At 50.3% G+C, this 12,151-nt stretch carries 9 protein-coding genes; 3 read left to right on the top strand and 6 right to left on the bottom strand.

What is annotated here, in order from left to right; all coding sequences use genetic code 11:
- The first annotated feature begins 117 nt into the window (after positions 1-117).
- Entirely contained in the window at positions 118-1,461 is a 1,344-nt protein-coding gene (locus Q0101_RS05265) for a sodium-dependent transporter (RefSeq protein ID WP_297943007.1), read from the top strand.
- 1,030 nt (positions 1,462-2,491) lie between these two features.
- On the opposite strand, the gene rho is transcribed toward Q0101_RS05265, so the two are convergent.
- The 6 genes from rho to gpmI all read right to left on the bottom strand — a co-directional run bounded on the left by rho (position 2,492) and on the right by gpmI (position 8,690).
- On the bottom strand, positions 2,492-3,838 hold the full coding sequence (gene rho / locus Q0101_RS05270) for a transcription termination factor Rho (RefSeq protein ID WP_005873347.1): 1,347 nt from the start codon (positions 3,836-3,838) through the stop codon (positions 2,492-2,494).
- 61 nt (positions 3,839-3,899) lie between these two features.
- Positions 3,900-4,838, bottom strand: coding sequence for an acetyl-CoA carboxylase carboxyl transferase subunit alpha (gene accA / locus Q0101_RS05275; RefSeq protein WP_297943009.1), 939 nt, complete (start codon positions 4,836-4,838; stop codon positions 3,900-3,902).
- Positions 4,838-6,055 (bottom strand): beta-ketoacyl-ACP synthase II, encoded by a 1,218-nt coding sequence (locus Q0101_RS05280; protein WP_297943011.1) that lies wholly within the window; start codon positions 6,053-6,055, stop codon positions 4,838-4,840. The genes accA and Q0101_RS05280 overlap by 1 nt, the downstream gene beginning before the upstream one ends.
- Positions 6,056-6,073: 18 nt before the next feature.
- Positions 6,074-6,310 (bottom strand): acyl carrier protein, encoded by a 237-nt coding sequence (acpP, locus tag Q0101_RS05285; RefSeq protein WP_005873350.1) that lies wholly within the window; start codon positions 6,308-6,310, stop codon positions 6,074-6,076.
- A gap of 68 nt (positions 6,311-6,378) precedes the next feature.
- Positions 6,379-7,122 carry a 3-oxoacyl-ACP reductase FabG gene (gene fabG, locus Q0101_RS05290; protein ID WP_297943013.1) on the bottom strand — a complete coding sequence of 248 codons (744 nt, stop codon included), beginning with the start codon at positions 7,120-7,122 and terminating at the stop codon, positions 6,379-6,381.
- Positions 7,123-7,223: 101 nt separating this feature from the next.
- Complete coding sequence (gene gpmI, locus Q0101_RS05295; RefSeq protein ID WP_297943017.1) at positions 7,224-8,690, bottom strand: 2,3-bisphosphoglycerate-independent phosphoglycerate mutase; 1,467 nt, start codon at positions 8,688-8,690, stop codon at positions 7,224-7,226.
- A 196-nt stretch (positions 8,691-8,886) separates the two neighbouring features.
- Here gpmI and mraY point away from each other — a divergent pair, with 196 nt between their 5' ends.
- Both mraY and murD read left to right on the top strand, forming a co-directional pair.
- Positions 8,887-9,951: a phospho-N-acetylmuramoyl-pentapeptide-transferase gene (mraY, locus tag Q0101_RS05300; protein ID WP_177386640.1), complete on the top strand. Its 1,065-nt coding sequence runs from the start codon at positions 8,887-8,889 to the stop codon at positions 9,949-9,951.
- 114 nt (positions 9,952-10,065) lie between these two features.
- Positions 10,066-11,547, top strand: a complete 1,482-nt coding sequence (gene murD, locus Q0101_RS05305; RefSeq protein ID WP_297943015.1) for a UDP-N-acetylmuramoyl-L-alanine--D-glutamate ligase — start codon at positions 10,066-10,068, stop codon at positions 11,545-11,547.
- The last annotated feature ends 604 nt before the right edge of the window (positions 11,548-12,151 follow it).

A 12,151-nucleotide genomic window follows, 5' to 3' on the forward strand; every position in this document is an offset into this window, starting at 1 on the left:
ACAACCTGCATGGCGATCAGTGCGCGCGGCAAAGACGCCGTAGCGCAGCCGCGTCTGATCGCGCTAAGGAATTTTAAAATTCCGCGGCTTTAAAATTTAAAAATCATCGGAGCGAAAATGAACGATAAATTTAGCAAAATCGGCTTCATACTTGCCGTCGCAGGCGGCGCGGTGGGGCTTGGCAACGCATGGAAATTCCCCACCCTCGTGGGTCAAAACGGCGGCAGCGCCTTCGTGCTTTTGTACCTCGCGCTCACTCTCGGCGTAGGCTTTAGCATATTTCTAGCCGAGATGGCGTTAGGCAGGCTGAGCGGGAGGGATCTGCCGAGCGCGTACGAGACGCTGGCGCCGCACGGCGGGCGCAAATGGCGCGCGGGAGGTGTTTTCATCGCGGGCGGCATGCTGGTGCTGTCCTTTTACCTCGTCATCCTCGGCTGGGTGATCCGATACATCTTTTTGGGCTTTTCTCCGCTGCCCGCAACCGCCGAGGAAGCGGGCGCCGTATTTGACGATCTCATCTCGCATTCGCTAGCCACGAGCCTGGGCTTTTACGCGCTTGCGCTCGTGCTGACGCTATCCGTCGTCGCGCGCGGCATCAAAAGCGGTATCGAGCGGCTCAACGTCGTGATGATGCCGCTGCTTTTCGTGCTGCTGCTCGCGATGCTTGCGTATGCGTGCACGATGCAGGGCTTCGGCGCAGCGGCGAAATTTCTTTTCTACCCCGACTTCGGCAAAATCACCGTTAACTCCGTCCTCTCCGCGCTCGGGCTCGCGCTCTTTACCCTGTGCGTGGGCGTCGGCTGTATCGCAGCATACGCGGCATCTCTTAGCGAGGGTGTGCGGCTCGTGCGAAGCTCGGTAAACATCGTATTTATCAACATCGCGATCGGGCTGATGATGGGGCTCATCGTCTTTACCTTCATCTTTCAATTCCGCGCCGATCCCGCGCAGGGTGCGGGGTTGGTCTTCGTATCGCTCACTACGATGTTTGCAAAAATGGGGCTAGCGGGGCAGGTTCTTGAAGTCGCGTTTTTCGTCTCGCTCTTTTTTGCCGGGATCACGAGCGCGGTTTCGATGATCGAGCCCTTCGTCTTTTATCTCATCGGCAGGTTTAAAATTTCGCGCCTGCGCGCAGTCTGCATCTCTGGGTGCGCCATAGCGGTGCTAGGCGCATGCTCGCTGCTATCGATGCACGCGGATTATGCGAGCAGGTTTAAGCTTTTCGGCGCGAGCTTTTTTGACTGCTTGGATTTCGTAAGCTCAAACGTCATGCTGCCTCTAGGCGCGCTAACCTCGGCGATCTTCGTGGGCTTCGTGATGGATGCACAGCGCCTGCGCGGGCTTTTCGGCGCCGATATGGGCGAGCTTGGATTTAAAATTTGGTACTTTTCGCTGCGCTTCGTAGCGCCCGTCGCGATCGTGATCATAATGGCAAATCTACTATTTTTCAGTGGAAAGTAGAAAGCGAAATTAATAGAAACAAGCGGTAAAATTCACGCGATAAAACGTACGATAGGTTTGTACGCGAGACGGCGCACAGGGCTCGCGAGATAATTTGCGACGTTTAAACTCGGCCAAATCGCGTGCTGCGATCCGCGAAGTGTCCGAGCAAAGGGCTTTAACGCAATGAAATTTCATACGGTAATCATGCGCGGTAAAATTTAAGCGTAAATTTTGTGCCTCGTTTCATACCGAAAAGAGCCCAAACGCATCCCCAAATTTAAAATTTACGCATTAAAATTTCGCAATTCGCGCAAAAAAATCTAAAAGTATTAAAATTTAATCTGCTCGCTCGAATAAACGAGCGCCGAAATACACCTTGCGAATAAAATTTAGCAACCAAGGCAGAAAGCGATTTAATCGGTCCGAGCCGTTAAATTTTACTCAAAACGCCGTCCGTATGTCTCGGGCATGGCTGGCTTGCGGATCGCCGCAGCAAAGTAGATAAAAAAGCGGCTTGAGCTTTCACCAAACGTATCGATGGAAAATTAAAATTTTGTGTGCGGGCGGCGCATAAATTTAATAGGTACCTTAAATTTGCGCGCAAATACGCTTAATCCATAGCGCGGCTGCGGCGTCCGTCGTAAAACGAAAAGTCTAAGCGCGTTTTTCATACCAAACCAGCATAAGTTATTTTTGGTGCAAGAGCATAGCCGTCCATTCTCCTACCGCGGCAGAGAAAAGCAATATAGCGCATTGAGTGGTAACAGAATAAATTTAAGCGGGCGTATTTTGCGCCGCAGTACCACAAAAAAACGCATGCGCTCTGCACGCAACTCCTACCTGGCGTAGCAAAACAGAATATGTACCCGTAAAAGGGCGGTCAAAATTCTCGCGTCCGTAGCGCGAAATTTAAACCGACAAGCATGCGGCGCAAAATAGCCGCCGCGGGGCGCATAGCAAGGCGTCTGCTCGGAAGCATCGCGACGAGCCGTGACACTCGCCGCTTGCAAATTTAAAACGAGCGGGCGAGCGGCAAATTTAATAAAATTTAGCCGTTCATTATCGATAGCAGCTCGGTGTTGTCTTTGGTTTTTAGCATCTTGGCGTATAAAAATTTCAGCGCCTCAACGTCGTCCATCGTCGAGATCGCCGAGCGCAGCGCCCAGATCTTTTGCAGATTTTCGCTACCTTGCAAAAGCTCCTCTTTGCGCGTGCCGGACTTGGTGATATTGATCGCGGGGTAAATTCTACGGTCCGAGATGTTGCGATCGAGAATGATCTCGCTGTTGCCCGTGCCTTTGAACTCCTCGAAGATCACGTCGTCCATGCGCGAGCCGGTCTCGATGAGCGCGGTAGCGACGATGGTAAGCGAGCCGCCGTTTTCGATATTTCGCGCCGCACCAAAGAAGCGCTTCGGCTTGTGCAGGGCGTTTGCGTCCACGCCGCCGCTTAGCACCTTGCCGCTGCTAGGCGTGACGGTGTTGTAGGCGCGCGCAAGGCGGGTGATGCTATCAAGCAGGATGACGACGTCCTTGCCGTTTTCGACGGCGCGTTTTGCCTTTTCGATGACGAGCTCAGCGACGCGGACGTGGTTAAACGCAGGCTGATCGAAGGTCGAGCTAAACACCTCGCCGCGCACGCTGCGCTCCATATCGGTGACCTCCTCGGGGCGCTCGTCGACTAGCAGTACCAAAAGCTCGACCTCGGGGTGGTTGCGCGTAATGCCGTTGGCAAGCTCCTTCATAAGCTCCGTCTTACCGCTACGCGGAGGCGCTGTGATAAGCCCGCGCTGCCCCTTGCCGATCGGGGTGAAAAGATCGAGCACGCGACCGGTAAGGCGCATAGGATCGTATTCGAGCTTGAGCTTTTCGGTCGGGAAAAGCGGCGTGAGATTATCAAATAGCGGGCGCTCTCTGGCCTCTTGGATCGATTTGTAATTGATCGCCTCAATCTTTAAGAGCGCGTAGTACTTCTCCTGATCCTTCGGCTCGCGCACCTGGCCCGTGACGATGTCGCCGACGCGCAGGGCGAATTTGCGGATCTGACTTAGACTCACGTAGGCGTCGTTGGCGCTGTCGCTTAAATTTGAATCTATGCCGCGCAAAAAGCCGTAACCCTCGGCGGTAACCTCCAAAATCCCCGTAAAAAGTATGAAGCCGCCCTGCTTCGTCTGCATGCGTAAAATTTCAAAAACGAGCGCTTGGCGGCGGAATTCTCGCGGGTTTTCGACGCCAAGTTCGTCTGCTATGGCGATGAGATTTTCAAGATCCATCGAGCGGAGCTCTTCGATCTGGTAGCCCTCGACGGGAACGTGCGTTTTAGCGTAAGTTTTTCTGCCGTTTTGATTAGAATTTGAAACGGCGGTCTGAGCGGAATTTTGATTTGTATTTTCCATTTGTCCTCTTAGAGTGTGAAGTTATTAAATTTGGTTTTAAAAAAGTTGCGAAATTTAAAATTTAGTTTTCTTTATAAGCACCGAACCTTAAAATTTTTTGTTGCCTTCTGCTGATGAGCTCGTCTATGCTAAGATCGTCTAGCTTGTGCAGCTCGGTTAAGACGTAGTTTCCAAGCGCTTTTATCGCGCCGTCTTTATCTCTGTGGGCGCCCGTTTTAGGCTCTTTGATCACATCATCGACCAAGCCCAGCTCTTTTAGCTCCTCGGCGGTGATCTTTAGCGCCTTCGTAGCGGCCTCGCTCTTGCTCGGATCGTTCCACAAAATCGCGGCACAGCCCTCGGGAGAGATGACCGAAAAGATTGAGTTTTGAAGCATCGCCAAACGATCGGCCACGCCGATAGCCAAAGCTCCACCGCTACCGCCCTCGCCGATAACGACGGCGATCGTAGGAGTTTTAAGATCGCTAAGCTCATATAGATTTCGCGCGATAGCCTCGCTCTGACCGCGCTCCTCGGCACCAAGCCCCGGATATGCGCCCGGAGTGTCGATCAAAAACAAAATAGGAAGGTTAAATTTCTCGGCAAGTTTCGCTACGCGCAGAGCCTTGCGATAGCCCTCCGGATGGGGCATACCGAAATTGCGCTTCAGCTTGTTTTTGGTGCCGCGACCCTTCTGCTCGGCGATCACGGTGATTTTGCGGTTACCCATAATACCCAGATAGCACACGATCGAAGGATCGTCCCTAAAGGCGCGGTCGCCGTGAAGCTCCCTAGCGTCTTGCAAAAGCGCACGAATATAATCGATCGCGTAAGGGCGATCCGGGTGGCGCGCAAGCTGAAGTCTTTGGTATTCGTTTAAATTCTTATAAACTTTAGAAATTTCTTTTTCGAGGTTCTTATTTAAAATTTCGACCGCGTCCTCATCACCGCGAATTTTAGCGGCGGTGATGTCCTCGTCAATCTGCTTTATAGACTTTTCAAAGTCCAGATAGCTAGCCATTAATCTACTCTTTTGAAAATAAGCGATGCGTTCGTGCCGCCGAATCCAAAATTATTGCTCATGACGCAATCGAGTTTGGCTTTTCTAGCGACGTTTGGCACATAGTCCAAATCGCAATCTGGATCTTTTGAAATTTGATTTATCGTAGGCGGTATGATGCCGTTTTGCATCGCTAAAAGGCTGATCGCAGCCTCTACCGCTCCGGCAGCGCCCAAGCAGTGTCCCAGCTGACCCTTGGTGGAGCTGACCGCAGGCACTTTGCCCTCGCCGAAAAGCTCTTTTAGCGCCGCGGTTTCATTTTTATCGTTTATTACTGTGGATGTTCCGTGAGCATTGATATAATCAATCTTCGGGCATCCCGCCATCTCGTAGGCCTTTTTCATAGCACGGATCGGGCCGTCTAGGCTAGGTGAAGTGATATGATAAGCATCGCCGCTAGCGCCGAATCCTACGAGCTCGCCGTAAATTTTAGCGCCGCGCGCTTTTGCGTCTTCTAGCTCTTCTAAAACCAAAGCCGCCGCGCCTTCACCCATCACAAAGCCGTTTCGTTCCGCATCAAACGGACGCGAAGCATGCGCGGGATCGTCATTTCTAGCGCAAAGCGCCTTCATCGCGGCAAATCCGCCGATACCCACGGGACAAACCGCAGCCTCGGCTCCCACTGCAAGCATCTTTTTCGCTTCGCCGATCATAATAACTCTCGCAGCGTCCATAATCGCATGCGCAGAAGCCGCACAAGCCGTAACGCTGGATAAATTCGGACCTTTTAATTTATAATATATAGAAACAAAGCCGCCGAGCATATTTACTAACGCAGAAGGGATAAAAAACGGAGAAATTCGCCTAGGACCGCGCTGCAAGCAGGTGTTGGCGTTTATCTCGATATTCGGCAAACCGCCGATACCGCTAGCCGAGCTAACGCCGAATTTGTCGCTATCGAAATCACTAAATTTAGCGTCATCTATGGCTTCGCCCGCAGCTTTAAGCCCGAGTTGGATAAATCTATCCATCTTTTTTATCTCTTTTCCATCCTCGATTATGCTCGAAGGATCGAAACCTTTTACTTCAGCTGCAATTTGAACCGGGAATTCGCTAGCGTCAAAGAGCGAAATTTTATCAACCCCGGTTTTTCCGTTACAGATATTTTCAAAACTGCTCTGTTTGTCAAGCCCGAGAGAGGTTATCATCCCGATGCCCGTTACTACGACTCGTTTCAAAACTGCTTCCTTAAAATTTTATTTCTTAGGCAAATTTTCTATATAATCTACTACGTCTTTAATGCTTACTAATTTTTCAGACTCGCTATCTGGGATCTCGATACCAAATTTCTCCTCTAAAGCCATTACTAGCTCAACTACGTCAAGAGAGTCCGCGCCCAAATCCTCGATAATTTTAGAGTCAAGTTTAACCTGATCCGGGCTTACGCTTAGTTGCTCTACAACTACGTCTCTTACATCTTCAAATACTGCCATTTTAGCACTCCTTTAAAAAAATACCGCGTAATTCTATAATATTTAACCTTAAATTCCGCTATTTAACGCTACATATAGAGCCCGCCGTTGATTTTAAGCGTCTCTCCAGTAATGTAGCCCGCGCCGTCGCTGAGTAAAAACGCAACTCCTTCGGCGACGTCGCTCGTGCTTCCGAGGCGCTTAAGCGGGATGCTCGCTTCGTAGCTTGCTTTTACGTCGTCGCTTAGCGCGTCCGTCATATCCGTAGCGATGAAGCCCGGAGTTATGCAATTAAAGCGGATGCCGCGCGCTGCGCCCTCCTTTGCGAAACTCTTACTCATCGCGATCATTCCGCCCTTGCTCGCGCTGTAATTGACCTGCCCGGCGTTTCCCATTTCACCGACGATCGAGGCGATATTTACGACCGCTCCGAAGCGCTTTTTGCTCATTAGCTTTAAAGCTTCACGGCAGCCAATGAAGGCGCTGCTTAAATTTGCTTCGATCACGCCCATGAAGTCTTCCAGCTTCATCCTAAGCGCGAGCTTGTCGTTCGTGACGCCCGCGTTATTTACGAGATAGCTTAGTTCGCCGTCGCTTTGCGCGATCAAGCTTAGCGCCTCGCAAAATTCCGCTTCGTTCGTCGCGTCAAATTTTATCACGGCGCCCTCTCCGCCGTTTGCGCGGATCTTCTCTAGCAGCGCGTCTGCAGGCTCAGGGCTTGAACGATAATTGATCCACGCCTTAAGCCCATAGCCCGCCAAAGTCCTTGCGATCTGCGCGCCGATACCGCGGCTCGCACCGGTGATTAAAACGTTTTTTCCACTAAATTTCATACTTGTCCTTTTATTAAAATTTTAATCTCTAGCGTAAATTTATCCAAATTTACCTAAATTTTAGCCGTTTAAATTTAGCTGCAACCCGTGCCGTTTAAATTTCAAAATAGCGCCTCGTCCATCTCCGCAGGCTTTGGCAGCCCCATTAGTTTTAGCACGGTCGCTGCGACGTTGCTAAGCCCAAGTCCGCTTTTTAGTTCACGCACGCCGCGCCCCAGCACGAAACAAAATACGTCAAAGGTCGTGTGATTGGTTAAAATTTCGCCGTCAGCATCTCGCATCGCCTCGCAGTTGCCGTGATCGCTAATCTGCACGTAGGCGTAATCATGCGCCTGCGCCGCGCTTAAAATTTTACCGATGCACTCATCCACCGCTTCGACCGCCTTTACCGCGGCGTCGTAATTGCCCGTGTGGCCGACCATATCGCCGTTTGCGAAATTTACGACGATAAAATCGATCCCCGCTTCGATGCCGCGAATCACCGCATCGCACACCGCAGGCGCGCTCATCTGCGGCTGCTCGTCGTAGGTTTTTACTTTGGGGCTCGGGATCAGCACGCGAGTTTCGTTCGGCAGCGGCTCCTCGACGCCGCCGTTAAAGAAAAATGTCACATGAGCGTATTTTTCGGTCTCGGCGGTGTGAAGCTGCGTAAGACCAGCTTCCGCGATCACTTCGCAAAGCGTGTTTTTAAGCACGGGCTTCTCAAATAGCAGAGGAAATTTAAAGCTCGCGTCGTATTCGCTCATCGTGATTAAATTTTTCACGACGAACTTCCGCTTGAATTCGCTAAAGCTCTCATCGCCCAAAGCCGCGCAAAGCTCTCTAGCGCGATCGTTTCTAAAATTTATAAAAATCACTCCGTCATCCGCGCCGATACCGCTAAAGCCGCTAAAGCTCGCGGGCTCGATAAACTCGTCGCTCACGCCGTGCTCGTAGCTTTGCAGCACATACTCGCTAGGCGAAATTTCAAGCGGCGCCGCTTCGCCCATAAGCACGTCGTAAGCACGCTTTACGCGATCAAAGCGCTTGTCGCGATCCATCGCGTAAAAGCGCCCGCACACGCTCGCAACTTTAAATTTAGCCTGTAGATGCTTTAAAAATTCTACCCCGCTGCTCGGCGAAACGTCGCGCCCGTCGGTGATGGCGTGCGCCCAGGTCTCGCATCCCGCATTTTGCGCTATCTCGCAGATCGCGTCGAAATGGCGCAGGTGCGAATGCACGCCGCCGTCGCTGTAAAGCCCTATGACGTGCAGCCTGCAGCACTTTGAAAGCAGGCTTTGCAGCGCTTCGTTTTTCTCAAGCGAGCCCTCATCGATCGCGCGATCGATTTTGACTAGGTTTTGATACAGAATCCTACCGCTTCCGATCGTCATATGCCCTACTTCGCTGTTTCCCATCTGCCCTTGCGGCAAGCCCACGGCAAGCCCAGAGGTGCGCAGCAGCGTATTGGGCACGTTTTTAAAAAGATAATCATAGGCGGGCTTTTTCGCGTTTGCGAACGCGTTAAATTTATCGCTCGCGTTAAAGCCGATGCCGTCGGTGATAAGTAAAATCGTCTTTTGCCCCATTTTGGCTCCTAAATTTCGTCTAAATTTCGCCGCACAGGCCTTTAGGCGGATCTGCGGCGCTGTTTTTACGAGCGGCATTATACTTTCTTTTAGCAAATGCGACAAAATTTCATCCGCCCTAAAAGCTAAATTTTACCTCTTTTATACTAAAATGCGCGTTTTCATATAAAATTTCATAAAATTTAAAAGGCAAACTTTGTTTTATTATCTCTATCATCTTACGAATATAAATTTTTTCCAATACATCACCGCGCGCGCAGGACTTGCGTTTTTTATCGCTTTTTGTTTTTCGGTCTGGGCTATGCCGCGGTTTATCCGCTGGGCGCAAAATAGACACGCCGCGCAGCCCATTTACGAGCTCGCACCGCAAAACCATCAGAAAAAGAGCAAAACCCCCACGATGGGCGGGCTTGTTTTCGTTACCGCGGCGGTGCTTGCTAGCCTGCTGTGCGCCAAGCTAAACAACGTCTTCGTGCTCTGCGGGCTGCTTTGTTTAGTGGGCTTTGGATACATAGGCTTTAAGGACGATATCTCTAAAATTTTAGGTCGCCAAAACCACGCAGGCCTTAGCGCACGGGCTAAATTTGCACTGCAAAATTTCTTGGCTTTTCTGATCGGAGCTACACTTTATGCTTTTAGCGACCTGGGCGGGGAATTTTTCGTGCCGTTTTTCAAATACCCTCTGCTAAATTTATGGATCTTCGCGCCGCTGTTTTGGACAATCGTGATAAGCGCTAGCTCAAACGCGGTAAATTTAACCGACGGATTAGATGGGCTAGCGACCATTCCGTCGGTGTTTTCGCTCTGCAGCTTGGGCGTGTTCGCCTATCTCTGCGGGCATGCGATCTACTCGCAGTATCTCTTGCTACCGCGCGTCGCGGGCGCAGGCGAGGTCTGCATCATCGTCTCGGCGCTCATCGGCGCGCTACTTGGGTTTTTGTGGTTTAACTGCTACCCCGCCGAAGTATTTATGGGCGATAGCGGCAGCCTCAGCGTAGGCGCATTTTTAGGATACTGCGCGGTCATCACGAAAAACGAAATTTTACTCATAATGATCGGCTTCGTCTTCGTCATCGAAACGCTCAGCGTGATCTTACAGGTGGGCAGCTTTAAAATTTTCAAACGCAGAATTTTCCTGATGGCGCCGATACACCACCATTTCGAGCTTAAAGGCTGGGTCGAGAACAAAATCATCATCCGCTTTTGGATCATCGCGCTGATCGCAAATATCATAGCGCTGACGTCGCTGAAATTGAGATGAAATGCGAGCGCAGATCAAGCCCGACTTCGAAACGGCGCGCGAAAGATACGGCGAGATGGCTGAGCTTGGCGCCGATGAGATAACTCAAATTTTATGGGGCAAAAGGGGAGAAAAATGAAAAAATCGCTATTTGGCTACGGGCTTACGACCAGAGCGATCGCCGAGCACTGCCAAAAAGGCGGCTGCTGGGAGATCTACGACGATAAATTTGAAATTTCTTCGGGCGCGCCGAAGCTGGACGAGTTCGGTAACGCGCTTTTAAACCCGAGCGAGTTCGATCCCGCCGCAAGCGAGCTTGAAATCCCAAGTCCAGGCTTTCCGCCGCATCACGAGCTGGTGCGAAAGGCACAGAATTTAATCAGCGAATACGATTATTTCAGCGATTACAAAGGCCTTAAAATTTGGATCAGCGGCACGAACGGCAAGACGACGACGACGAAGATGACGCAGCACTTGTTAGAGCGATACGGCTCGCAAATGGGCGGCAACGTGGGCGTTCCACTCGCAAAGCTTGATAAAAGTGCCAAAATTTGGGTGCTGGAGACGAGCTCGTTTACGCTGCACTACACCAAACACGCGCGCCCCGACATCTACGTGCTGCTTGCGATCACGCCCGATCATCTTAGCTGGCACGGCGATTTCGCGGAGTATGAGCGCGCTAAACTCTCGCCGCTGCTAGCGATGCGCGAAGGCTCCGTGGCGCTGATCCCGCGCGCCTACGAAAGCTCCGCCGCCGCGCAAAACAGCCTTGCTCGCGTGATCTGTTACGAGGACGAAGCGGATCTGGCGCAAAAATTCGGCATCGATTTAGGCGAAATAAAATTCCGCACGCCGTTTTTGATAGACGCGCTTTTGGCGCTGTGCGTGGAGAAAATTTTATTCGACAGATGCGACGCCATGCGACTAAACGACTTCGTGATCGAAGGCAATAAGCTAGAGGAGTTTACCGACGCGCGCGGCAGGATCTGGGTCAATGACACGAAGGCTACCAATATCGATGCGTGCGCGCAGGCGCTGAAGCGATACGCGGGGCGCAAAATACATCTGATCCTTGGCGGCGACGATAAAGGCGTGGATCTGCACCCGCTTTTTGCGGAGTTTAAAAAATACGATCTGCAAATTTACGCAATCGGCTCAAATACCGATAAAATCGTGCGTTTGTGCGACGAATACAAACTTCCTTGCGTGCGCTGCGAAATTTTACAAACGGCGGTGAGCGAAATTTCGAAGCGGTACCGAGGCGCGGATTTTGAAAAAAGCGACGCAGGCGAATTGAAAGTACAAAATTTAAGCGCGAATAGCAGGTGTGGCGGCGACAGCAAGGCAAAAGAAAGCGCAAAGATAGGCGAAAATACGCTGCAAAAAGGCGGCGGCTCATCTGCCGCAAGCGACAACGCCTCTTCGCCGAAACGCCGCACAAACGACGGTGGAACTCGGAATTCGCAGAATTCTAAAAATTTCGAAAATTTTAAAAATTCCATACATTCTGCGAGCGAAATAGCGCTACTAAGCCCTGCTTGTGCGAGTTTGGATCAGTTTAAAAGCTACGCTGAACGCGGCGAGCTATTTAAAAAACAAGTCGCACAACTCGGATAGATAAGCATATCAAGTTTAGATGGATCAGGTCGAGCCTTTATTAATATATTTGCAATCGTATTTTAAAATTTCAACGCTTTTGCTGTGCGGATATCTAAATAAATTCAATCCCGAAGCAAACATCCCTATGTCACACTATTAGCCCGAGCGCGATGTTATAAAGATGCTTCGCCAAGTCAAAATTAAAATTTTGGTGCCAAATTTAACTAATCGCAGTCTGTTGTCCGTTATTGCATGTAAATTTTAAAGCAATGCTATTTTCTAGTGCGAATTTATCTACTTTGCATAGTCTAAAACCAAGTATACAATTTGCAGAATTGGCTAAATAATATAATTTTTATATCACTTTGCCTTTTAATTGTTAAGATCGATAGGCCGTTTTGATTATTGCAAATTACTGCATAAGCAATATTTTTATCACTAAAATTTAGAAAATTCCAACTGAGTAAATTTGGCTATTTTGGAGCGCAACGTACAAAAATCTAGCGAAAATCGAGGATTTTAACCGAGATTTAAGTATTGCATGGCTAAAATTACTTTTCTTTTTCGGTGGTTGGATAGCTCAGTCGGTAGAGCAGCAGACTGAAAATCTGCGTGTCGGCAG

Source organism: uncultured Campylobacter sp., from assembly GCF_937921625.1.
Taxonomy (GTDB): Bacteria; Campylobacterota; Campylobacteria; order Campylobacterales; family Campylobacteraceae; genus Campylobacter_B.